The 25783-nt window shown below is 36.1% G+C and carries 13 protein-coding genes, 1 pseudogene and 1 other annotated feature; of the genes and pseudogenes, 8 read left to right on the forward strand and 6 right to left on the reverse strand.

Annotated features, from left to right (window positions below; genetic code table 11):
* Positions 1 to 57: 57 nt before the first annotated feature.
* From CLOCL_RS05090 to proS, 4 genes are all read left to right on the forward strand, one after another.
* On the forward strand, positions 58 to 1353 hold the full coding sequence (locus tag CLOCL_RS05090) for a glutamate-5-semialdehyde dehydrogenase (RefSeq protein WP_014254341.1): 1296 nt from the start codon (positions 58 to 60) through the stop codon (positions 1351 to 1353).
* Positions 1354 to 1690: 337 nt separating this feature from the next.
* Positions 1691 to 4432 carry a dockerin type I repeat-containing protein gene (locus tag CLOCL_RS20945; protein WP_014254342.1) on the forward strand — a complete coding sequence of 914 codons (2742 nt, stop codon included), beginning with the start codon at positions 1691 to 1693 and terminating at the stop codon, positions 4430 to 4432.
* A gap of 63 nt (positions 4433 to 4495) precedes the next feature.
* Positions 4496 to 4728, forward strand: a binding site (T-box leader).
* 63 nt (positions 4729 to 4791) lie between these two features.
* Positions 4792 to 7911 (forward strand): isoleucine--tRNA ligase, encoded by a 3120-nt coding sequence (ileS, locus tag CLOCL_RS05100; RefSeq protein ID WP_014254343.1) that lies wholly within the window; start codon positions 4792 to 4794, stop codon positions 7909 to 7911.
* Positions 7912 to 8973: 1062 nt separating this feature from the next.
* Positions 8974 to 10419, forward strand: coding sequence for a proline--tRNA ligase (gene proS / locus CLOCL_RS05105; protein ID WP_014254344.1), 1446 nt, complete (start codon positions 8974 to 8976; stop codon positions 10417 to 10419).
* 399 nt (positions 10420 to 10818) lie between these two features.
* Here proS and CLOCL_RS05110 read toward each other — a convergent pair whose 3' ends face one another.
* A complete protein-coding gene (locus tag CLOCL_RS05110) occupies positions 10819 to 11289 on the reverse strand; it encodes a CYTH domain-containing protein (protein WP_014254345.1) in 471 nt (156 codons plus the stop codon).
* Between the two features lie 431 nt (positions 11290 to 11720).
* Here CLOCL_RS05110 and CLOCL_RS05115 point away from each other — a divergent pair, with 431 nt between their 5' ends.
* Positions 11721 to 13421, forward strand: coding sequence for a carbohydrate-binding domain-containing protein (locus tag CLOCL_RS05115; protein WP_014254346.1), 1701 nt, complete (start codon positions 11721 to 11723; stop codon positions 13419 to 13421).
* Positions 13422 to 13782: 361 nt separating this feature from the next.
* Here the strand turns inward: CLOCL_RS05115 and CLOCL_RS05125 are convergent, their stop codons facing one another.
* A complete protein-coding gene (locus CLOCL_RS05125; RefSeq protein WP_014254348.1) occupies positions 13783 to 15750 on the reverse strand; it encodes an anti-sigma-I factor RsgI family protein in 1968 nt (655 codons plus the stop codon).
* A complete protein-coding gene (sigI, locus tag CLOCL_RS05130) occupies positions 15731 to 16519 on the reverse strand; it encodes an RNA polymerase sigma-I factor (protein WP_014254349.1) in 789 nt (262 codons plus the stop codon). The genes CLOCL_RS05125 and sigI overlap by 20 nt, the downstream gene beginning before the upstream one ends.
* Positions 16520 to 17039: 520 nt before the next feature.
* On the opposite strand from sigI, the gene CLOCL_RS05135 reads away from it, so the two are divergent.
* Positions 17040 to 18491, forward strand: coding sequence for a glycosyl hydrolase family 8 (locus CLOCL_RS05135; protein WP_014254350.1), 1452 nt, complete (start codon positions 17040 to 17042; stop codon positions 18489 to 18491).
* Between the two features lie 325 nt (positions 18492 to 18816).
* Entirely contained in the window at positions 18817 to 21015 is a 2199-nt protein-coding gene (locus CLOCL_RS05140) for a glycoside hydrolase family 9 protein (RefSeq protein ID WP_014254351.1), read from the forward strand.
* Positions 21016 to 21093: 78 nt separating this feature from the next.
* Here CLOCL_RS05140 and CLOCL_RS05145 read toward each other — a convergent pair whose 3' ends face one another.
* Positions 21094 to 22248, reverse strand: a complete 1155-nt coding sequence (locus CLOCL_RS05145; protein ID WP_014254352.1) for a D-alanyl-D-alanine carboxypeptidase family protein — start codon at positions 22246 to 22248, stop codon at positions 21094 to 21096.
* A 359-nt stretch (positions 22249 to 22607) separates the two neighbouring features.
* On the opposite strand from CLOCL_RS05145, the gene CLOCL_RS05150 reads away from it, so the two are divergent.
* Positions 22608 to 23267: a peroxiredoxin gene (locus tag CLOCL_RS05150; RefSeq protein ID WP_014254353.1), complete on the forward strand. Its 660-nt coding sequence runs from the start codon at positions 22608 to 22610 to the stop codon at positions 23265 to 23267.
* Between the two features lie 86 nt (positions 23268 to 23353).
* Here CLOCL_RS05150 and CLOCL_RS05155 read toward each other — a convergent pair whose 3' ends face one another.
* Positions 23354 to 24070 (reverse strand): response regulator transcription factor, encoded by a 717-nt coding sequence (locus CLOCL_RS05155; RefSeq protein WP_014254354.1) that lies wholly within the window; start codon positions 24068 to 24070, stop codon positions 23354 to 23356.
* Positions 24071 to 24343: 273 nt separating this feature from the next.
* Positions 24344 to 25736, reverse strand: a pseudogene (locus CLOCL_RS23780) (IS4 family transposase).
* Between the last annotated feature and the right edge of the window lie 47 nt (positions 25737 to 25783).

Raw genomic sequence — 25783 nt, forward strand, 5'->3', positions numbered from 1 at the left:
GAAAGATTGGATACTATTGTATCATTTATATAAACTATTTAATTTAAGGTGGTAAATATGGATATTAAAGAAGTTGCATATCTTGCCAAAAAGGCGTCGATAAAACTTGCCGCAACCGGTACAGAGCTAAAAAATAAAGCATTGATGGAAATAGCAAGGCTTCTTGAGTTGAGAAAGGAAGAAATTTTTAAAGCAAACAGGGAAGACCTTAAGAGAAGTGAAGAGGAGAATCTTGCGGCTCCTTTGATAAAGAGATTGAAATTTGACGAAAACAAATTGTCTGAGGTAATTAGCGGAATAAACAGCTTGATCAACCTTCCTGATCCCGTTGGCAAAACATTGGCTTCAACAGAATTGGATGAAGGCCTGGAATTGTATAAAGTTAGCTGTCCTATTGGTGTAATTGGAGTTATATTTGAATCGAGACCGGATGCTTTGGTTCAGATATCCACTTTATGCCTAAAGAGCGGAAACTCAGTGCTCTTGAAGGGTGGAAAGGAAGCAATAAATACCAACAGAATTTTAACAGATATAATAAAGACTGCTACTGAGAATACCGGAATTCCGTCAGGGTGGATACAGCTTCTTGAAACAAGAGATGATGTAAACGAAATGCTTAAAATGGATGAATACATAGACCTTATAATACCCAGAGGCTCCAATGAATTTGTCAGATACATTATGGAGAATTCCAATATCGCAGTTTTAGGCCATGCTGATGGTATTTGTCATTGTTACGTGGATTCCGGTGCTGACTTAAATATGGCTGTTAAAATAGTTGTGGACTCAAAAACTCAATATGTTGCAGTATGCAATGCTACTGAGACTTTGCTGGTGCATAAGGATGTAGCAAAAGAATTCTTGCCCATGCTCAAGGAAGAAATGGATAAGAAAAATGTTGAAATAGTAGGATGCGAAAGAACCAGAGAAATTATTGAGGTTACACCAGCTTCCGAGGAAGACTGGAAAACCGAATACCTCGATTACAAGTTGTCGATAAAGATTGTAGACAGCGTGGAAGAAGCAATAGACCATATAAATACTTATGGTTCAGGTCATACTGATTCAATAATATCCAATAATAAAGAGAATGTTGAACTGTTTATGAATCTTGTTGATTCGGGAAATGTATTCTGGAACTGTTCCACACGTTTTAGTGACGGTTTCCGATACGGTTTTGGTGCAGAAGTCGGAATAAGTACCAATAAGATTCATGCAAGAGGACCGGTAGGTTTGGACGGGTTGGTGATTTATAAATATAAGCTTGTGGGAAATGGACATATTGTTGCCGACTATGCAAATAAGACAAGGAGTTTTACCCATAAAAAGATTAATAAGGATTTCAAATTATAATTTATTGCGATCCGTATATATAGTCTAAAAATGTTTGGTATAAATAACTTCCGTTGCAATTCTGTCAGAGATAATATATTTTACGTTAGCTTGCAAAAACGGAAGTTATTTTTTGTTGTTCGGTAATAAGTATAGGTTTTATTAGTCGTCAATAACATTGTGGTTTATTCAGATTTATATATAGTCAAGTCTACTAATGAAAAAGGGTCGAAATATAATTAAAACTAAAATTATATGTAGTATTATTACAAATATATGGTATAATATTTTTGTCACTTTGTACTTTTTTGGGTTAAAAGCAACAAAACTTATTTTTTGTATTAGGGGGTAGTTTATAATGTCGAAAATAAAAAAAGTGTTCTTGTTGTTTTTATTTGTTTTTTTCTTGTTTCAAATTTTTAGTGTAATTTCAATAAACAATAGTGTTTTTGCTGAGAGTATTATCTACGGAGATATAAATGGAGATGGAGAGGTTAATTCAATTGATTATGCCATTTTGAAGAAATATTTGTTGGGGAAAATTAAGGAATTTGATAAACCTAATGCAATAAAGGCTGCTGATGTGGATGGTAATGAAGAAATTAATTCGATAGATTTTGCTTTTATGAAAAAATACCTTTTAGGGCTTATTAAAGTTTTTCCTGCATATGAAAAGTCAACACCTACACCATTAATTACAGCAACACCCACACCAACAAATTCAACTCCAAGTGAATTTGCCAAACTTAAGCCGTCAATTACCGATGTAAGAATGAGTGAATTGAATAGAAATAGTATAGAGTTATTGTGGGACCAGGTGGAAGGAGCTGTCCTTTATGAGGTGCTTAGAGACGATGTTTCCATTGGTACAACATCGGATACTTATTTTGCCGACTTAAATGTAAGTGAGGGAATGAATCATATATATAAAATCAGGGCTGTAAATGATTTGGGCGAAAGTTCACAGGACAGCTCAAATATATTGGTAAATACCATGGATGAAGTTATTGATTCAAATACAGTTTTGTCAGAGGACAGATATTACATAAATTTAAGTTTGGAGGGTGGAGCAACTCTTGATCTTAACGGATATGCCCTTAATGTGAAGGGAGATTTTATACAGAATAGAGGCAATGTAAATGTAAATTCAGGTGATCTTAAGGTAAATGGGGATTATACTATTTATGAAGACGGGCAGCTTGTGATGATGAATGAAGGAGACTACGTAGGTGTAGGAGGAGACTTTATAATAAGCAATTATGATATAAAACATAGTGAAGGATGTCTTTCTGAAGGAGTATTGGAGATAAAAGGAGACTTTGTTTTCGAAAGTATGCTTGGATATTTTAGTGCAGGGGGAAATCATAAAGTAGTATTGTCCGGAGATAAAGAGCAGACAGTAAAGAGTAATAATGGATTAGGATTTAATGAATTGGAGATAAGGAATGAATATGGAGTAAAAATAGAAACGCCGATAGGGATAAATAAGATGAAAGGGAACTACAGGGTTATAGGAGGAATGAATCTGAATTATGTAGGAATAGTAGAGGGAGATGTAATAGTAGAAGGAGACTTGAGACTAGAGTGTCCGATGTTGGATTTATGTGGGAACAGAATGGTCGTATTAGGAAGTATAATACAAGGATATGAAGGCCCGATGGTGCATGTAAGAATAAATGGAGGAAGTATAGAGGTAGACGGTGACTATAGCATGGGACCGAGCGCTATACTGGAAATGACGAATGAAGGAGACTACGTAGGTGTAGGAGGAGACTTTATAATAAGCAATTATGATATAAAACATAGTGAAGGATGTCTTTCTGAAGGAGTATTGGAGATAAAAGGAGACTTTGTTTTCGAAAGTATGCTTGGGTATTTTAGTGCAGGGGGAAATCATAAAGTAGTATTGTCCGGAGATAAAGAGCAGGCAGTAAAGAGTAATAATGGATTAGGATTTAATGAATTGGAGATAAGGAATGAATATGGAGTAAAAATAGAAACGCCGATAGGGATAAATAAGATGAAAGGGAACTACAGGGTTATAGGAGGAATGAATCTGAATTATGTAGGAATAGTAGAGGGAGATGTAATAGTAGAAGGAGACTTAAGACTAGAGTGTCCGATGTTGGATTTATGTGGGAACAGAATGGTAGTATTAGGAAATATAATACAAGGATATGAAGGACCAATAGTGCATGTAAGAATAAATGGAGGAAGTATAGAGGTAGACGGTGACTATAGCATGGGACCGAACGCTATACTGGAAATGATGAATGAAGGAGACTACGTAGGTGTAGGAGGAGACTTTATAATAAGCAATTATGATATAAAACATAGTGAAGGATGTCTTTCTGAAGGAGTATTGGAGATAAAAGGAGACTTAGTTTTCGAAAATATGCTTGGATATTTTAGTGCAGGGGGAAATCATAAAGTAGTATTGTCCGGAGATAAAGAGCAGGCAGTAAAGAGTAATAATGGATTAGGATTTAATGAATTGGAGATAAGGAATGAATATGGAGTAAAAATAGAAACGCCGATAGGGATAAATAAGATGAAAGGGAACTACAGGGTTATAGGAGGAATGAATCTGAATTATGTAGGAATAGTAGAGGGAGATGTAATAGTAGAAGGAGACTTAAGACTAGAGTGTCCGATGTTGGATTTATGTGGGAACAGAATGGTAGTATTAGGAAATATAATACAAGGATATGAAGGACCAATAGTGCATGTAAGAATAAATGGAGGAAGTATAGAGGTAGACGGTGACTATAGCATGGGACCGAGCGCTATACTGGAAATGATGAATGAGGGAGACTACGTAGGTGTAGGAGGCAACTTTACCATGGCAAGTAATGTAGACCATAGTGAGTACCTTACTGCCGGAAATCTTGAAGTAAAAGGGGACTTTACTCAGTCAAACGGTCCGTCGAACTTTGCTGCATCAGGCACTCACAGAACCATATTGTCGGGTGACACTTTACAAACAATAACCTTTGAATATCCGGGAACATCTTCCTTCAATATCTTGAAGCTTACAAAACCTATAGATACAGGATACATATTCAATACAACACCCATATGGAAAAGCCTTGAAGAGTAAACGAAAATGTGGGGCTTGACATAAGCAAATTTAGTGATTAAAATCATATTAAATCTAAATATAGTAAAGACAATGATTGGAAAGAGTAGATGGGTAAGCTTTACAGAGAGCAGGTGGCGGTGGAATACCTGTAAGTCTAACCATTGAAAATCATCCATGAGTCGTGTCCTGAAGTTGTATAATGTGTAAGGACTACCGGTGTTGACCGTTAAAACATATCGAGTGATTGTAGAAAGCTTGCTTTCTGCATTAATTTGGGTGGTACCGCGTGAGAATATATTCCTCTCGTCCCTTTTGGGATGAGAGGTTTTTGATATTGAGAACAATTTTTTAATAATAAATGACCGGAGGTAATTGGAATGTATAAAAAAGTATCGACAAATCTGAATTTTGTTGATAGGGAAAAAGAGGTTTTGAAATATTGGAAAGAAAATAAGGTATTTGAAAAGAGTATTGACATGAGGGAAGGCGGAGAGACCTTTACCTTTTATGACGGTCCTCCAACTGCAAATGGTAAACCGCACATCGGGCATGTATTGACCCGTGTTATAAAAGATATTATTCCCAGATATAAGACAATGAAGGGGTACAAAGTTTTAAGAAAAGCGGGTTGGGATACCCATGGGCTTCCTGTTGAACTGGAAGTGGAGAAGATGCTTGGTATAGACGGCAAACCTGAAATTGAAAAGTTTGGTGTGGAGCCGTTTATTGAGAACTGTAAAAAGAGTGTATGGAAATACAAGGCCGAATGGGAGCAAATGAGTGAACGAATTGGCTATTGGGCCGATATGGAAAATCCTTATATAACCTATGATAACAACTACATTGAATCGGTTTGGTGGGCTTTGAAGAAAATTTGGGAACAGGGACTTTTGTATAAAGGTCACAAAATAGTTCCTTACTGTCCTCGCTGTGGAACTTCCCTTTCAAGCCATGAAGTTGCTCAGGGGTATAAAGAGGTAAAGGATCCTTCAATCTATGTGAAGTTCCAGGTTAAAGGCGAAAAGAATGTATATCTCATGGCATGGACTACTACACCCTGGACGCTTCCGTCCAACGTGGCTCTTACAGTTAATCCACGTGAAACCTATGTAAAGGTTAAATGTTCCGATGAAATATATATATTGGCAGAAGCTTTGGCACCTACTGTACTGAATGAGGAGTACGAAGTTCTTGAAAAAATGGATGGCCAAAGCTTGGTCGGCATGGAGTATGAACCGCTGTTTAACTTTGCCAAGGTTGACAAGAAAGCCTTTTATGTTGTTGGCGGGGATTTTGTTACACTGACCGACGGTACCGGTATTGTTCATACAGCTCCTGCGTTTGGTGAAGACGATGCTAAAGTGGGTAGAGAATATGATTTGCCTTTTGTGCAACTGGTCAATGAACAGGGTAACTTTGTTGAATCAGTTACCGAGTGGAAGGGCATGTTTGTAAAGGATGCCGACCCGCTTATCATTAAACATTTGGAAGGAAGAAATTTAATATACAAAAAGATGGATTACGAACACTCCTATCCATTCTGCTGGAGATGTGATACACACCTTCTGTACTATGCAATGGATACTTGGTTTATAAAAATGACAGCTGTTAAGGATAAACTCCTTAAAAATAACAACAAGATTAACTGGCTTCCGGACAATATAAGAGAAGGACGTATGGGTAACTTCTTAGAGAATGTTGTGGACTGGGGACTTAGCCGTTCCAGATATTGGGGGACTCCGCTGCCAATTTGGGAATGTGAATGCGGACACCGCCATGTAATAGGAAGTATTGCAGAGCTTAAAGAAATGGGAGAAAACGTTCCTGACGATATAGAGCTGCATAAACCGTTTATAGATAATGTTTTGCTTAAATGTCCAAAGTGCGGCACAGGAAAAATGAAGAGAGTATCGGAGGTTATAGACTGCTGGTTTGATTCCGGTTCTATGCCCTTTGCCCAGTGGCATTATCCTTTTGAAAACGAAGAAATATTCAAAGACAATTTCCCGGCAGACTTTATAAGTGAAGCTATTGACCAGACAAGAGGATGGTTCTACACATTGCTGGCAATATCCACGCTTCTGTTTGACGAACCGGCATTTAAAAATGTTATCGTTTTGGGGCATGTAAACGATAAAGACGGTATAAAGATGAGTAAGCACAAAGGAAATGTAGTTGATCCGTGGACAGTGCTTGACAAGCAAGGAGCCGATGCTGTGCGTTGGTACTTCTATATAAACAGTGCTCCATGGCTTCCGAATCGTTTCTACGAAGAAGCAGTAAGTGAAAGCCAGAGAAAGTTTATGGGTACTCTGTGGAATACCTATGCTTTCTACGTATTATATGCTGAGTTGGATCAATTTAATCCGAAAGAATACAAGCTTGAGTACGAAAAGCTTTCGGTAATGGATAAATGGATATTGTCAAAAATGCACTCATTAATTGCAACCGTTGACAAGAATTTGTCCAACTACAGGATAACCGAATCGGCAAGAGCTATCCAGGAATTTGTTGATGATTTGAGTAACTGGTATGTAAGAAGAAGCAGAGAACGCTTCTGGCAGAAGGATATGACCCAGGATAAGATAAATGCTTACATGACACTTTACACAGTTCTGGTGCAGTTGATTACCGTATCGGCACCCTTTGTACCGTTTGTAACTGAAGAGATTTACGGTAATCTCGTTAGAAATATAGACAGTGAGGCACCGGAAAGTGTTCATCTGTGTGACTTCCCTGTTGCCGATGAGAAGTTTATTGATAAAGAACTGGAAAAAAATATGGACCTCGTTTTAAAATTGGTTGTATTGGGAAGGGCATGCAGAAATGCAGCCAATATCAAGAACCGTCAGCCGGTGGCAAAAATATATGTTAAATCGGATTTTGAGCTTCCGGAAATGTTCGTAGAACTGATAAAAGATGAGTTGAATGTGAAGGAAGTAGTCTTTACCGATGATGCAAGACAATTTACAAAATATAAGTTTAAACCGCAGTTAAGAACTTTGGGAGCGAAATACGGTAAGTTAATTCCGCATATAACTAAAGTTCTTACTGAAATAGACGACGCTATGGTAATGGATAAATTTTCAAAAGGTGAGATGGTGACCTTTGAAATTGAGGGTACCACTGTTGAACTTGCAGAATCTGATGTTTTAATAGAAACTTCTCAGAAGGAAGGCTTTGTATCAGAGGCAGAAAGAGATACTGTTGTTGTATTGGATACCAACCTTACACCGGAGCTTATTGAGGAAGGTTTTGTACGTGAGATAATAAGCAAAATTCAGACAATGAGAAAGGAAGCAGGATTTGAAGTTCAGGATCATATTAAGATTTACTTTGCCAATAACGCAAGAATTGCAGAGATAATTGAAAGAAACAAAGCTGTAATTGGGGAAGAAACTCTTGCCGATGAAATTTCTGAAGGTAATAACGGTAGTTATAATAAGGAATGGAACATTAATGGAGAGAAAGTTAATTTAGGTGTAGAAAAAATTTAAAAAAAGCTAAAGTATTTGTTGAAGAAGTCCGATATATTTATCAGTCGGACTTCTTTATTGTTGTTTTTGATATTTGGCAAGTTGAAATAAGGTTATGTGAGATATATACAAAACTATTTTTATAATTTTGGTTATTTTGTGAATTTTGTACATTGAATATATTATAATTTTTTGTAAAAATATTAATATAAATTAGGTGGAAGAATTTGAGGGGTGTGGTGAATAATTTACAGTAGTCAAATTAGCAAAACGCAGTAATCTATATGCATTATTTTTGGATTACGATATAATAAAGGTCGAATATACAGTTAGTTTTAAATATAGTATAGATGATTTTGTTATGACGTAATCTTTTTATAATGGTTTCCGGCAGCACTTTTAATATATTGTTTGCAGTTTATGAACCTGATATATGTAAACGCTTAATAATATTTTTAATTGTATCATGGGATAAAATCTTGCAGGCCATGTGTAAATACCAGAAATGCATCTTGCTAGTACTTTTAAACAACATAGACTATTTTTGGAAAGCTTCGTGTTTTTATTGCAATAATTTTGAAATATAGTACGTTACAGATTATATGTATAAGTCAATGAACGATTTTTAGATTTATCATTACACCCTCATAATCTTTTATACAGTTTGCAATTTATAGTTTAGCATTGTAGAATTTTGAGCAACGGTCAATGAACCGTTGCTCAATTTTATGCGTTTAAAATTATTATGGCAGAATGAAGGAAAAACTGAGGAATACACTGCATTTTAATTAAAAACTTGTAAACCCGAGAAGTTCTTCATTGACATAGTATACTTTATTATATTAACATTTAATAGAAGAATTTATTTTTTAAGATAATAATGTTAGATTGCATTTAATTGACAAGATATTTGATATAAAGAAGTAAGAATAAATAATTGAACTCGAATTTATTGGTATAATCAATTGTTACTTTGTGAGACAATTGAAATTATTTAATCATATTTATGCTGCAGATGCCAAGAAGTTATTTATGACAAAATTTTATTTTATATTGAGTTAAAAATTGTAAGGAGTTGAAGATATGTCAAACAATAAGGATAAGAAGATGGTTGAGGCTATAACCTCAATGGATGTTGACTTCGCTCAATGGTATACGGACATTGTAAAAAAAGCGGACTTGGTTGACTATTCAAGCGTAAGAGGCTGCATGATAATAAGACCGTACGGATATGCTATATGGGAAAACATACAGAAGACATTGGATGAAAAGTTTAAAGAAACAGGGCATGAAAATGTATATATGCCTATGTTTATTCCGGAAAGTTTGCTGCAAAAAGAAAAGGATCATGTAGAAGGGTTTGCGCCCGAAGTGGCATGGGTCACCCATGGGGGACAGGAAGAATTAACCGAAAGGTTATGTGTCAGACCTACATCCGAAACACTTTTTTGCGACCACTACGCAAATATAGTACAATCATACAGAGACTTGCCGAAACTTTATAACCAATGGTGTTCTGTTGTCAGATGGGAAAAGACAACTCGTCCGTTTTTAAGAACGGTTGAATTTTTATGGCAGGAAGGTCATACAGCTCATGCTACTGCAGAGGAAGCACAGGAAGAAACCATACGAATGTTGAATGTATATGCTGATTTTTGCGAAAACGTGCTTGCTATTCCGGTTATAAAAGGACAAAAGACTGAAAAAGAGAAGTTTGCAGGTGCAAAGGCAACATACACTATCGAAAGCTTGATGCATGACGGAAAGGCACTTCAATCGGGAACTTCCCACAACTTTGGAGACGGTTTTGCCAGAGCTTTCGGCATACAGTATACCGACAAGAACAACCAACTGCAATATGTCCATCAGACTTCCTGGGGAGTGTCTACAAGGCTTATCGGTGGAATTATAATGGTACACGGAGATGACAATGGATTGGTACTTCCGCCGAAAGTGGCTCCTATTCAGGTAATTGTAATACCTGTTTCCCAGCACAAGGAAGGAGTGTTGGAAAAAGCCTATGCTATAAGGGATAGGCTGGCAGCATCCGGTATAAGGGTAAAAATTGATGATTCAGATAAGATGCCGGGCTGGAAGTATAGTGAATATGAAATGAAAGGTGTGCCTGTAAGACTTGAAATAGGCCCTAAAGATATCGAAAAGAACCAGGCCGTGCTTGTAACCAGAGTGTCAAGAGAAAAGCTGTTTATATCATTAGATGAATTGGAAGCAAAGGTTTCCGAAACTTTGGACAAGGTGCAGAAGGACCTCTATAATAAAGCACTTGAGATGAGAAATAAAAAGACTTATACTGCTGTAAATTTAGAAGAGTTTGAAAAAATAATTAAAGAAACACCAGGGTTTATCAAAGCCATGTGGTGTGGAGAACGGGGATGTGAAGACCTTATAAAGGAGAAGACAGCAGCTACTGCCCGCTGTATACCCTTTGAACAGGAAAAAATATCCGATAAGTGCGTATGCTGTGGAAAAGAAGCTAAGCATATGGTTTATTGGGCTAAGGCATATTAAGAAATAAAATTAAGAACACCTTCTATTATATTTTTCAAGATTTAGAATGAACAGAAGAAAGTTGGTTTTTATATATTGTGACAGTATTAAGCAATTAAGACGGATGTACATCATTGAAAGATGTACGTCCTTTTGTTTATAGATAGAATTCCGGAGAAGTAACACTAAAACAGTTTTATGCATAGTATGAAGCGTAATCATAATAAATTGAAAGGATGTGTTCTTTGTGGGAGAAAAGTTTTTTGGCGGTTTCTTTGATAATGACACATTGTTATGGTTTATAATTCTGTTCTTGTTACTTTTCTGGAATAATGGTTACGCTCGTGAAGAATAATTTATTAATCGTGAACAAATTATAGGAAGAAGCTGCACCTATAGCAGCTTCTTTTAAATATACCTTTATTTATTCCAGTTTTTATATGGATTTTTCACTAAGTAGGAATTGATGTACCTACTGTCGAATGTAACTTCTTCACCAATCCATTCCGGCATTTCAAAGCTTTCATTTTCATCTTCCAGTTCAATTTCTGCTACAATCAGCCCTTCGTTTTCACCATGAAATTCATCAATTTCCCAGGTGTGTCCTTTATAATTGTATGTGTATCTGGTTTTTTCGATAATCGGCTTTTCACATATTTTTTGGAGTATTTCTTCAGCATCTGTGAAAGGAATTTCATATTCAAACTCATCCCGTGCAAGGTCGCTGATTTTGCTTTTTATTGTAATAAAACCTTTGTTATCTATTAATCGAACTCTGACAGTTTTATCGAGATTACTTAAAAGATAGCCCTGTTTGAATAATTTACCGCTGCATAGATTTTTATATGAACTGTCTTTTACAAGAAATTTTCTTTCTACTTCTTTTCCCATAAAATCCTCCATTAAATATTAATTTGCATTATAATTGAATCTTTTGGATTTTATTTTTTGTTCAAAGGATAAATGGCACCTTTTATTGTATTTTAATATTTTGTCAGATATTTACTTCATGTATGCTGCACTTTGTTGATAAACGCAACATTATTATTCTAATTGAAGAAGAATTGAAAGTAAAATGCTTTTTGAAGGACAATAATGTATATTTTACTCAATATATGATTTGAAATGATGAAAATTGGGGTTAAATGATAATAAATTTATACTTTTTTATTTTTCGGTCAAAAATTTAAGATTTATTTAAGATATTTATTATATAATGGAAGTGGTATACTAAATTTTCCCTTATAGAGATTATATAAACTGTATATTTGCATAATTTTATGCAATATAAATATAAATTTTATACAATTGGGGGGATAAGTATGGTAAAAAAATGGTTTTTGAGCATGGCAGTTCTGCTAACTTTTGTAGCAAACAGTTTTATCACTTCCTATGCAGCTGTACGCGGTGATTTAAACAACGATAACAGAGTAGACTCATTGGATTATGCATTTTACAAAATGTACCTGCTAGGAAGTTATCATCTCAGTGACATTTCAGTTGCTGACTTAAACGGTGATGGTGATACCAACTCAATCGACTATGCTATCTTAAAGCAGTACCTGCTGGGTATGATAAAAGAATTCCCGGCTGATGCAAATCCAACACCTACACCGAGTTCAGATCCTAAAAAGGATTGGGAGAACAATAAAGGTACTATTAACCTTGGAAGCACAATTACTTATACCGGTGAAGGAATTTCGGTAAACGGTTCTACAGTAATGATTACTTCCGGTGGCGACCATACGGTTACCGGAACATTAACAAACGGTATGATATATATTAACACTAAGGAGAGAGTCAAACTTCGTCTTAGCGGTGTCAATATAACCAATTCTTCGGGACCAGCCATCTTCTTTGAAGATGTTGACAAAGGATTTATTACTATAGTTGAAGGTACGGTAAATTATTTAACTGATGGAAGAAATTATAATGTAGATGCCAAGGCAACATTATTCAGTAATGATGACCTGGAGATAAAAGGAAAAGGAACTCTTAATATAACTGCCAACTACAATCACGCAATTGCCAGTGATGACGACATCAATATAGAGAACGGTACAATCAATATCATATCTGCAGCAAACGATGGAATTCATGCAAATGGTTCAATTGATATTACCGGTGGAACTTTGAACATTACTGCAACAGGTGATTGCCTCCAAACTGAAGAAGAGGAACTTAGAATTGAAGACGGAAAATTGACTCTTTCTGCCGGAAGCCAGGCTCTAAAATCGGATATTGGAGTAGTAATCAGCGGTGGCACAGTTAATGTTGTAAAAGCTAAAGAAGGTATAGAGGCTCCTAATATTACAATAAATGGAGGAACCATAAACATTGAATCCGAAGATGACTGTATAAATGCATCTATGAGCGTAGATGCAATGTTTAACAGTGATGGAAGTCAGTTAATAATTAACGGAGGAACAATATATGCAAGTGCAACAATCGGAGATGCTGTTGACAGCAATGGCGATTTTACGATGAACGGCGGTACCCTTGTTGTGCATGGGCCTCAATCACAGCCTGAGGTGGCCATTGATGTTAACGGTAATTTTACAGTAAAAGGCGGAACACTAATAGCTGTAGGACCTAGTCCGTTGATGGCTCAGTATCCGACCGGAGCGTCTTCACAATATTCAATAGCTGCAATGTTTAATTCCACGCAACCTGCAAATTCAGCTCTTTGTATAAAGGATTCAACCGGAAAGGTACTTGCTATAACAAGACCGAAACGTAATTACATATATGTTGTATTCTCTTCACCGGAATTGAGACAAGGTTCTACATATACAATTTATTCGGGAGGTAATGTATCGGGCGGTACTGAACAAAACGGACTGATAGTAGGAGGTACTTACAACGGTGGAACAGAACTGGCAACAATTACTGTAACAAATTCACCGACAACCGCAGTTAACTGGAATAGCGGCTTCTTCCCAGGTGGTGGCTTCCCAGGAGGCGGCTTCCCGGGTGGTGGATTCCCAGGTGGAGGCGGTGGCTTCCCAGGTTGGGGATGGTAAGATTTTGAATTGCACGCCAAAAGTAACTGAAAGTATTATGTATAGATACGCAAAAACTGCTCCGATATTAATTGGAGCAGTTTTTGCTTTGTTTTTTAAGATAAATTTGGATTTAAGGAAGTTAAGGGGAATGAATATCAAAAGCTTTAAAACAAAAATTATTTAAGTTTTAAATTATATTTAGCTGTGCAGTTTTTTAATTGTTGTGTTATTGTAAAAAACATTTATTGATAAGAGCATTAGTAAGAAATAAATGATAATATGTTGTAAAAATGCTCTTTAGAATGCCCTTTAAAGGGGAAGTTCAACTTCTTAAAGGGCATTATATTATAATAAAAGTTGCAAGTTGTAATTATAAGTATTAGGGTTCAGTACCCCATACCAAATTACCTGATATATAAACTGTAACTTTATCCCAGTTTACAAAGTTTCCGGCACTATTGTTAAATGAGTAATCATTCAATTGATTGTAAAATATGTTTCCGTCTCCAATAGTGTTGTCCGGACCTATTCTGCATATAATTTCAATATTGCTTCCCGGTTCAAGAGATTCATCAGTATCAAAACCGATTTCAAGATAATGGTCTGCATCATTTCGTCCTGTATTCATTTTAACCAGTTTTCCGGTTATGGAATTTCTACCTATATTCGACCAGTCGCAATAAAATACTTGCTGCTTGTCCTCAATATCTATAGTATAGTAATACCTTATCTTAACAGTAGATAGCTTAATCGGGGTATTACCGGTATTTATAAGCTTAAATCTGGGGTGGATCTCTTTTGCTTTGTCTGTTCTGACTTCATTGTACATACCGAGCTTAACAGATGTTTGTTCAATTGGAGTAGATGTTGGTGCAGTTGTTGGTTTTGGTGTAGGTGAAGGAGTAATTATCGGTGTTGGCGCAGTAGTAATAATTGGTGTTGATGTAATTTTCGGTGTGGGAGTGAAAGTCAGTGTAGATATCGGTGTAGGTTTACTTGAAATAATAGGTGTTGGATTGCTTGTTGGCGTAGAAGGCTTTGAAGACGGAATAACGGTTATTTTAGGTGTAGCCGTGTACACAGAAGGTGTTGGTGTTTTTTTGGTTGTAGGAGTAGAAAATTTGGTAGATATTGGCTTGAATGTAGGTGAATTGGTAATTATAACCCGTGGTGTCGGAGTTTTAGTAGGCGTAACTACAGGGGAAGGCCTATATGTAACTGTAACATTGACAGTAGGTCTGGGTGAAGGTGTTGGTGTAGTTGAGAATACTGGTTTAGGTGTAGAAGTTATGTAATAAGTTCTATGTGGAGTAATAATTGCTCTGTCAGGTGTAATAGATGGTTCAACTACTTCTGTTACCATAGTTGCAGCAGGTGATGGTGTGTGTTCGGATATAAACGAAGGTTCAGGCGTAGCAACGGGTTTGAAAGTATGAGAAGTTTTATCAGTAGCAGTTGGTGCGGCTACAGAAGGGATACTTGCAACCATTTGTGACGATGAAGGTTGGACTATAGGTTCTGGAGTGGGTTCTATATCAGCACTTGGATTTTGAGGATCATTGGTATTTTCTGAGAGGTCAATTTTGCTGAGTAAGGTTGATATATTTGAATTTTTAACCTCTTCTACGGTAATCTGAATACCTTCATCTTTAGCTTTAGTGTATATATAGTATTTACCCATTGAAAGCCCGTTTTCCATTGCTTCCTTCCTATCTTTATATGATAACTGAATAACTTGAGATTCAACTCCGGATTTTTCTGCTATTTGTTTTAAAGAAGAAATCATAGAGTTAATATTTTTGTTTTGGCTTTCGGATACTTTGCTGGAATTTAAAGCAGCAGCGAGTATGACTTTGTTATTGAAAGAATCAATAAAACCGATTTCCCTGGATTTATTCAGCAATAAAGAAACGGCATCTTTTAAATCCATATTTTTTATTTTTACAGCATCTAAAAGAATTTGTCCGTCATTATTTAGAGCTTCCGCTTTTAAAACATTTTCGTTCCTGTTTATTGTTATTTCTATACTGGGATTAATGTCTAAATCAATATATGCATACTCGTTTGATAAAAATAAAAATCTAAATCCAAAAAACAATATTGCAAAAACTGCAGCAACTGATGCGGCAGCAGAAGCAAATTTCAGGAATTTTTTACTGTTTAATAACCACAGACTGGAGTTGCACAGGTCCAATGAGGTAAAATATATTTTCTGACCGCGCAGCATATCAGGCTTGCGATTTAGTTCTACAAAATCAAGTTTGTCTGTCATAACAATAACACTATTTTTTTTCACTTTTAGTATTACTCCAAAGCTTTCTAAACCGTCATTTTTTACTTTGTTCAATGTGTTTCCCTCCAACTTCCGGGATATCCAGGAAATCTCTCAGTAGATAAAAACCATTGCCTATAATGAGTGCAGCAGCTATAATAAATATTCGATTTCGTTCTATAGTTTTTTTATTTATGTTCAACGCTCTGACCAGTTTTGATTTTTGAATTATCCCAGTTTTTTCAAGCTTGCTGAAACTTTCTTTGTTGTCAGCAATAGCTTTTGCAATTTTAAGGCATAGAGCTTTTGAATCTTTATGCTTAGGTGCAGAACGAACAAGATCCTCAAGTCTAATTCCAAGTTCATTAAGTTTCTTTTCAAAGTTTTTTGCCTCTTCGCTGAATTCAAAAGTTGTCAAATCATCATTTAAGGCTTTTAAATGAGTTTGCTCAAAGTTATTGTCGTTGGCATCTTCAAAATATGTAAAGGGGAGAACTTTATTGTGCTTCTTGTTGTGACGAATATAATCAGCCACTCTGCGTTTAATTACCAATGAGCTGAATTTAAAAAACATAACTCCTTTACTTTCATCAAAGCAATCTATAGCCTCATTGAAAGCAGCAAGACCGATACTATACTCATCACTGTTCTCAGTGTCAATATAATTACCTGTTACGCTGGAGATAGTTTTAAGGATAAAAGGCTTGTATTTTTCAATAAAATCGTTTCTTAATAAATTATCTCCTGCTTTTATTTTATTAATTGTAAGGACAACATCGTCTGTATAATCATCATCCTTAAGACTACCTTTTTTTCTCTTCTTTGGGAAAAATATATCTGTCAAAAATTTCACCCCTTAAATTTGAAGTGTTGCAAAGAAACAGTGTCGTGTTGTTAATAGAAGTGTACATTGATGATTATAGCATATAAAGCAACACTAAAAAAGGGTTCATAAGTAATTTTGTTTTATTTGGTATATTTTATTGTAAAAATTTTAAAGTTTTTTTGTAAACGGTTTGTTTTTATACAACGCTTTTATGTTCATCAAAAAAACTTATATTTTTATATAACGTAAAACAATATTTTCATATAAGCAAAATTCCCTATCAATCATGACAGAAATTCGTAAGTAAGTTGATTTTTTAGGGGGTTATAGTAAAATCCGAAGAATCTATAAAATTAAACCTTCCACATAAGCAATAAACAAAAGTGTAAAAACATATCTTGTTAATTTTGTTTACCATATGATATGCTATTGTATATAACTGTTATTATTTAATCTAAATTAGTCTAAAGATATAATGCTCATGGTATTTTATTTAAATAAATGTAAATATATTTATTTTATGAAAGGGGAAAGTATAATGAGGAAAAAGTACAAGATAAAACTATTGAGGAGGGGCATCATTTTATTAACTTTAGTTTCGTTGATGGTATCAACAGTATTTATTAATACTGGCAGTGTGTCGGCAGCAAAGTTCCCGTACAATGCAGTATACAAGTATGGTTTAAGCTCTGTAGTTGACAATCAGGATGAAGCAAATGCTTTACTTCTGAGAGAGTGGGAAGCTTGGAAAAGCAGACACATTACTTCTAATGGTGCAGGTGGATATAAAAGGGTTCAAAGGGACAGTTCCACAAATTTCGATACCGTATCTGAGGGTATGGGATATGGTATGCTTCTCGCGGTTTACTTCAATGAGCAATCACTGTTTGATGATCTTTACCGTTACGTAAAACTTCACTTTAATTCCAGAGGACTTATGTCATGGCATATAAATCCTGACGGAAGCTTACCGGATTCAGGCTCGTATAACTGTGCTACCGACGCTGACGAAGATATAGCAGTAGCTTTAATTTTTGCCCATAAACAATGGGGATCCAATGGTTCCATTAATTATGCCAATGAAGCCAGAAATTTAATAAGCAATTTGGAGAGATATTGTTTAGATGGAGACATACTCAAACCCGGTGATGTATGGGGAGGCTGGAGTACTGTAAATCCGTCTTATTTTGCACCGGCATGGTATAAGATATTTGCACAGTTTACAGGTAATTCAAAATGGTATAGCGTGGCAGATAAATGCTATGAAATTATAGATAATGTACATAGAAGGAATAATGGAACAGGCCTTGTACCTGACTGGTGTCAAGGTGATGGAGCACCAGCATCGGGAATGGGATATAATTATAGCTATGATGCCACAAGATATCCCTGGAGAACAGTATTGGATTATTTGTGGTTTGGTGATCAAAGGGCGAAAAACAATTGTGACCTTATTAACAAATTTTTTATAAAGATTGGGCCGGAAAATATCAGGGGAGAATATTCTATAACAGGTAATCAAATAGGTTCTGCCCATAACAGTTCCTTTGTAGCACCTATTGCTGCTTCAGCCCTTACCGGATATGATCTGAATTTTGCAAAAGCGATGCATGAGGAAAATGTAAAAGTTACCGAACCGCCAGAGTATTGCTATTATGGTGGAACTTTGAGGTTGATTACCATGTTATATACTACAGGAAATTTCCCGAACCTTTATGAAGAAGTAATATCAAGGACACCTACTCCTACTGTTCCTACACCGACTCCTACTCCATCAAATGGAGGTACGGTTATTAAAGGGGATGTAAATGGAGATGGCGAAGTAAACTCAATAGATTATGCTTTGATGAAATCTAAAATACTTGGACTGATCTACAATTTCCCATACATATATGGTGATTTGGCTGCTGATATGAATGATGATGGAGATTTTAACTCTTTAGATTATGCATTGCTGAAAATGAAACTGTTAGGTTTGACATCAATTTAATGTTCAGACAATATATTTTTTAACGATGATGCTAACATAATTCTGAATTCCGGTATAATAGTTAGAAGGAATAAGTAGCGTATATGGCTGGTTATTTCTTCTAACTATTTTTAAATAGAGAGAGTTTAAGACTGGGAAGTAAATAATAACTTAAAATGGGAATAAATTTTTTATTTTATTTCTAAACAGACATTAAGTTGTATCAATTATAGGGACTTAAAAAAGTTGTTCAAACTCGAATTATTATATATATGAAATCTTTAGTGAAAATAATGATAAATTTATCTTTGATTTTTATAAATTATTTTAAGGGAGGGGTATACCGATGAAAAAACTGATAACATTTATTACAGTGTTATCACTTATGTCAACGCTTCTTGTGCCGCATTCAGTGACTGCAGCAGGATCCTTTAATTATGGCGAAGCTCTTCAGAAATCCATAATTTTTTATGAAATGCAAAGATCCGGGCGTCTGCCTGAAAACAACAGAGTTAACTGGCGCGGAGATTCAGGTTTGAATGATGGTGCCGATGCCGGCTTGGATTTAACAGGCGGCTGGTATGATGCAGGAGATAACGTAAAATTTAATCTTCCGATGGCGTATACAGCTACAATGCTTGCCTGGAGTGTTTATGAAAACCGTGATGCCTATAAGAGAAGTGGGCAGCTGGGATACATACTTGAAAACATTAAGTGGGCAACCGATTACTTTATTAAATGCCATCCCAGTCCTAATGTATATTATTACCAGGTGGGAGACGGACACCTTGATCATGCCTGGTGGGGACCTCCGGAAGTTATGCAGATGCAAAGACCTTCCTTCAAAGTAACTTCAGACAGTCCCGGTTCTACAGTTGTTGCAGAAACAGCAGCAGCACTGGCAGCAGCCTCGATTATATTTAAAGAAACAGACCCAAGCTATTCTGCAACATGTCTTAAACATGCACAGGAGTTGTTCACTTTTGCGGATACAACCAGAAGTGATGAAGGGTATAAAGCTGCGAATGGTTTTTACACTTCTCATAGCGGATTCTATGACGAACTTACCTGGGCTTCTGCCTGGCTGTATCTGGCAACTAAGGATTCATCATACCTTGACAAGGCCCGTTCCTATCAATCCTATTGGGAAAAGGAACTTGGGACTAATATAATCAAGTATTCATGGGGACATTGCTGGGACAATAAGTTATTTGGAGCTTGCCTGCTTCTCGCACGAGAGACTGGCGATTCAGTATATAAACAAGTTATTGAAAATAATTTGGACTGGTGGACAGTCGGATTTAACGGCGGTCGTGTTCAATACTCACCTAAGGGACTTGCTGTACTTGATATGTGGGGTTCTTTAAGATACGCAACTACCGCTGCATTTTTGGCAGATGTTTACGCTGACTGGTCGGGATGCGATTCTGCTAAAGCTAAGATTTATAGAGAATTTGCAAAAAATCAGATAGATTATGCTCTGGGAAGTACTGGAAGGAGTTTTGTGGTAGGATTTGGGGTTAATCCTCCGAAATATCCGCATCACAGAGCTGCTCACGGTAGCTGGGAAGCGATGATGACTACACCTTCGGAACATAGGCATATACTTTATGGGGCATTGGTTGGAGGACCTGGTGCAAATGATGCCTATACCGATTCAATCAACGATTATCAGTCAAATGAAGTTGCCTGTGACTATAATGCAGGATTTGTCGGAATACTTGCGAGAATGTACGATAAATATGGTGGAGATCCAATACCTAATTTCAATGCCATTGAACCGGTTGGAGAAGAATTTGTGATTTATGGAGCGCTTAATGCTTCCGGACCTACCTTTACAAATATGAAAGTTACTTTGGCAAATATGACAGGATGGCCTCCAAGGGGAAGCGATACTTTGTCCTTCAGGTATTTTGTGGATATATCCGAAGTTGTAAATGCCGGATACAAAGCAAGTGATATTACTGTTTCGGCGTCTGCATCGAATGGTGCAAAAGTATCGCCAAAACTTATTGAATGGGATGCTTCAAAGAATATTTATTATGTAGAGGTTGATTTTACCGGAACTTATATTTATCCCGGCGGAATTAATGAATATAAGAGAGATGTCTACTTTTCAATAAATGCGCCTAATGGATTTTCAGGATTGGACAACACAAACGACTTCTCATTTAAAGGCTTGGATAAAGCTTCACCGCAAACTGGTGCAAAAACAGAATATATTCCTATCTATGACAATGGCGTGAAGATTTACGGTATGGAGCCCGGAGAACCTGCTGCTACTCCAACTAAGACAGTGACTCCAACACCGACTCCTAAAGAAACTCCAACTGCAACTCCAGTGGATTTTGTAAAAGGTGATCTTAACGGTGACAAAACTTTTAATTCCATAGATTATGCCTATTTGAAAATGCACTTGCTGGGCATGAATAAATTAAACGAAGCACAGCTTTTAGCTGCCGATGTTGACAATAACGGACAAGTCGATTCAATAGACTATGCAATAATGAAGCAGGTATTGCTTGGAATTAGGAAGGATTTTTAAAGTTTTGTAAAAACAACTGGATGTAAATATTTTAACAGCCGTATGGATTGTGTCCCATACGGCTGTTTATTTGTCTCATTATTTTTTAAAGGATTTGAATATGTTAAGTATTCCGTTCAGCAACCGTTTAAAGAAGCCTGCTTTATCAATACTTTCGGTTGTGGAAATGCTGCTGCTTGCCAGTGTTTGTCCGTCAAGTTTAACCTCAAATTTCCCCATCGAAACATCAGCACTTACCGGCGCTTTTATTGATTCAGAGTCTTTGGATATAACTGTCTGAAGGTCATTCACTCTGGTTACCGGAACTATTATTTTAATGTCATTATCCAGTTTAAGTTGTACTGAAGGTTTTTTTCCGTTATTGACTTCCACACTGTCAACAATTTCTCCAGCTTTTTTGTATTCGAGTAATTTGAAGTTCTTAAAGCCATAGGTTAGCATCTCTTGGGCAGCAGTTTTTCTTTCGTTTTCACTCTTGGTGTTTAATATCACAGCTATCAGCCTGATGTCGTTTTGCTTTGCTGTAGCAACTAAGCAATATCCTGCTTCTTCAGTCCAACCTGTTTTAAGTCCGTCGGCACCTTCATAGACTCCCAGGAGCGGATTTCTGTTGAATTGACGGATATTATTGAATGTAAATTCTTTTGTAGACTCGATTTCCAGTATTTCCGGATAATTCTGTACAAGATAGAGGGATAAAGTTGCTATATCCTTTGCCGACAGAACATGGCCTTCTTCAGGCAATCCCGTACAGTTTTTAAACGTACTGTTTGTCATTCCAAGTTCTTTGGCCCGCTGGTTCATAAGTGCGACAAAGGCTTTTTCACTTCCTGAAAGGTGCTCTGCTAATGCTACACAACCGTCATTGGCAGAAACTATGGAAATACCTTTGATAATCTCCCTGTAGGGGACTTTGCTTCCGAGTTCAAGGAACATTTTCGAACCTTCCATTCTCCAGGCATTTTCCGATACATTTACAAGGTCGTCCCAATTGGCATCGCCTTTGCTAATAGCTTCAAATCCTAACAGCAGAGTCATTATTTTGGTTATACTGGCAGGCGGCATTGGTACATCCGAATTTTTCTCATATAGAACTTGGCTGGTTGAGGCTTCAACCAATATGGCTGAACTGGCTGATGACTCAAATTGGGCATATATATTCACTGGGAGCATGGATGCAAAAAGGACAACTAAAAATAACAGTGAAATAAATCTATTTTTTCCTGACTTCACAATACGACACTCCTTTACAATGGATTCAACGGACTTTCTAGGACTTCATAAATTATGTTATCATTACGGTGTTTGTAAGACAAATGAAAATTTTAACTTGTAACTACTTGTCGAATAAATAAGAATATGTCAACGAATATTTTACGAGTAATAGGAAATTAATTCGATAACTGCAGAAATTTCCCGGGAAATGTTTGATAAAAGAAAATATGCTTGTAGAATATTGTTTACATTAAAAGCTTTTTAAGCTGCAAAAGCTTACTTAGAGAGATGGAGCAATTGGTGTGTGATGTGTCGCAAATTATTAGTGCTATTCATATACTGTAGTGCAAAAATATTTTGTAGGCGGGTGATGTATTATGGAACAATATCAACTATTCAGAACTCAAAATCTTCAGTTAGGCATGAAGGCTCCGGAGTTTTCGGCACAAACCACCTTCGGAAATATGAAACTTTCAGATCTGGCCGGAAAATGGATTGTTTTTTTCTCACATCCCGGTGATTTTACTCCGGTTTGTACAACAGAATTTATTATGTTTGCCAAGATGGCACCCTATTTTGCTCAGAGGAATGTAGAACTTTTGGGTTTAAGTATAGACAGTAATTCATCTCATCTTGCATGGGTATACAATATCTATAAAAATACCGGTATAACCATTCCTTTTCCCATTATTGCGGACAGAGACGGTTCAATTGCCAGACTTTACGGTATGATAGCAAAAGAAGTCAGTGAAACAGAAACTGTAAGAACTGTTTTTGTTATTGATGACAAGCAAATAATTAGGGCAATACTTTATTATCCGCTTACAACCGGCCGTAATATTCCTGAAATTTTGAGGCTTGTGGATGCATTGCAGACAACTGACAGAGAAAAAGTTGCAACACCTGCAAATTGGCTTCCTGGCCAACCGGTAGTGGTGGCACCTCCAAAAACATATGATGAATTGATGGAAAGAATAAAATGTCCAGCAGGTCTGCAATGTATGGACTGGTATTTGTGTTATAAAAAATTTCAATAAAAGTATTGATAGGATATATTTGCTGTTAAAAAATTATAGTTATTATTGTTATTATTAAAGAACTTACAACTTTCTGACAAAAACTTTTAGATTGACTTTTTGAGTAACGATTTTGGGGCATAACTTCTGTCTAGAGTGCTTATTTCATAACCGGCACCCCGATGAGTGATGATGACAACATTTGAACCGATGGATTCCAGTTTTTTTCTCAAAAAAGATATATATACTTCCACATGGTTTGACCCTGCACTTGAGTCATATCCCCAAAGTTTTTCTATAATTTTTTCTTTAGGAGATATAATGCCTTTTCTTCGTATAAGATAATCTAAAAGTTCACATTCACGGCAAGTCAGAGAAACTTCTCCAAGTTCTGTGGATAATTTAAGGCTGTCTATATTCATTTCAATATCTCCATAAGTTAATATATTATTCGGTGCCAAATCTCCCCGACGACGGCCTAATGCACGAATGCGTGCCAATAATTCATCAAAGGAAAAAGGTTTTACAATATAATCATCTGCACCGCTATCAAGTCCTGTAACTTTTGAAGCTGTATCACCGCGAATGCTTAAGAGAATAATTGGAGTTGTAATTCTCATTTTCCTAAGCTTTTTCAGGACGGAAATACCGTCAATAATTGGGAGAGTATCATTCAATAAAATTATATCATATATGCCTGTCTGTCCAAATTCCAAGCCGTCATCACCATTTTGTACACATGTAACGGAATGGCCGTTTTTCTTTAAAACTTTATATAAAACTTTTGATAAGTAAAAATCGTTCTCTGCTACTAATATACGCATAATCTTATCCTCCAATTGAATTCTGGAATCTATAATGTAATTGTATAATCGCATAAGCATCTTGACCTACATTACAGGATTTCGAAGGTTAAAAATTTTTTTCTTCGGTAAATACCAAAAAATCAAAAAATAACACATATAAACTTGTGAAATTAATTTAAAAGAAGTATTATAATAAAGAAGTATTTACTAACAAAAGTAGAAAAGGTAATTTAATTGACAGCAATATTTGAATTTTTAAGTTTGTTTTAAGGATTTTATTATAAAATAAAATCAACTTTCGCAGGAAACAACTGATAGCTTTGCCTTGATATGAACAGGCAAACAAGTGACAAAGTAGTTGAGAAACTCGTTGACTGTTTCCTTTGTCAAAAGCAGTTTTTCCTGTAAAGTAGTTTTTAAAGCCTCTATTATAAGCTGCAGTGCCTCATGGAATTTAATGTCCTCAAGTTCATCGCAGCAATAGTAGAACAAAGTACCAATAGTGCGTAAATCAGTATTATTGCGGTTCTCAACCGCTAACATAATGTACCTTGAAAAAACAATAGTTGTATGGGCAACCATCATATCATAAGAACGACCTTGAAATTCCTTAGCCAGCTTAAGGTATGACTTACACATCTTGAAGAATACCTCTATGTCCCAGCGTTTTCCGTATATCCTGATTATCTCTGTTTCGGGAAGACTAGTATCTGTAGATATGAGAGCTAGCCATTTACTCTTGTTTCTTCGGTCACGGACAAAGACAATTTTTGCTGGAATGTGGTTTCCTTCTTTATCGTGTAATTCTACCATAACTGAAGCAAGGTATTTTGATCTTCCTCTACGTTTCCTGACAGTTCGGTATATCTCTCTCAATGATTTTTTTTCACCATTGAAGTTATAGTAAATCTTGGGAGTATCCTTTACCATAGCTATCACATTAAGATTCATCTTACAAATTTTGATAATAGTAGCCGGAAAGGAGAACCAACTGTACAAATAAAACATATTTTGCTTTAATACCGGTAGCAACTGCTTGTTCCAGCATAGACAGAGCAGATTCCGGTGAAGTGGCTAAGGCATTCTGTCGGCGTTTAAAACCAACGGTTCTTTTATCTATAGTATTTTTCGCTGGATTAATGCAAACCCTTGGATTTGTTGAACTTAAAAGGTTGAAGGCCACAGGAATAAATGAATTACCGTCTGTCCAACCAAGTGTAAGCATACGAAAGCCTTTTTTATTCTTATTGCCGTCAGCATGATCTTTGACCCAACTTAAAAGCTCAACTGACTTGCTTCTTGTCCTACTGTAGAAGGAATCGTCAATTACAAAGGCATCAACCCGTTCATCTGACGTTAATCTATCGATATGATGATTTATGACCTTTGCAGAAAGCAAATATAAAAATCTTTGCCAGTTGATATGTATGGAATTTAAGAATCTGTAGACCACATCCCTTGCAAATGGTATATCAAAGCTTTCTGCTTTATAGTTCATAAACAGATTTTTGCCTGTAAAAACAAGTTCAAACAGTACTTTGAATACCGTAAGACAAGGAATACCTTTATCTTTATATGCGTTTGACTTTTTTAACAGATAGCCTACAGAAAACATTTTGAAAAAGTTATCAACTGTCAAAGAAAATCTATTTTCTTCCTTAACCTTCTGTGATACAATAGACATGTTCAAGAACCTCCAAATTGTCGATTTAATAGGGTTTGGATACTTCT

The organism is Acetivibrio clariflavus DSM 19732, assembly GCF_000237085.1.
Taxonomy (GTDB): Bacteria; Bacillota; Clostridia; order Acetivibrionales; family Acetivibrionaceae; genus Acetivibrio; species Acetivibrio clariflavus.

Bases quoted from the DNA above. Each gene is read 5' to 3' on its own strand.
- CLOCL_RS05090 (WP_014254341.1), top strand. From the start codon at position 58: ATGGATATTAAAGAAGTTGCATATCTTGCCAAAAAGGCGTCGATAAAA.
- proS (WP_014254344.1), top strand. From the start codon at position 8,974: ATGTCAAACAATAAGGATAAGAAGATGGTTGAGGCTATAACCTCAATG.
- CLOCL_RS05110 (WP_014254345.1), bottom strand. From the start codon at position 11,289: ATGGGAAAAGAAGTAGAAAGAAAATTTCTTGTAAAAGACAGTTCATAT.
- CLOCL_RS05135 (WP_014254350.1), top strand. From the start codon at position 17,040: ATGAGGAAAAAGTACAAGATAAAACTATTGAGGAGGGGCATCATTTTA.
- CLOCL_RS20945 (WP_014254342.1), top strand. From the start codon at position 1,691: ATGTCGAAAATAAAAAAAGTGTTCTTGTTGTTTTTATTTGTTTTTTTC.
- CLOCL_RS05140 (WP_014254351.1), top strand. From the start codon at position 18,817: ATGAAAAAACTGATAACATTTATTACAGTGTTATCACTTATGTCAACG.
- ileS (WP_014254343.1), top strand. From the start codon at position 4,792: ATGTATAAAAAAGTATCGACAAATCTGAATTTTGTTGATAGGGAAAAA.
- CLOCL_RS05155 (WP_014254354.1), bottom strand. From the start codon at position 24,070: ATGCGTATATTAGTAGCAGAGAACGATTTTTACTTATCAAAAGTTTTA.
- CLOCL_RS05150 (WP_014254353.1), top strand. From the start codon at position 22,608: ATGGAACAATATCAACTATTCAGAACTCAAAATCTTCAGTTAGGCATG.
- CLOCL_RS05115 (WP_014254346.1), top strand. From the start codon at position 11,721: ATGGTAAAAAAATGGTTTTTGAGCATGGCAGTTCTGCTAACTTTTGTA.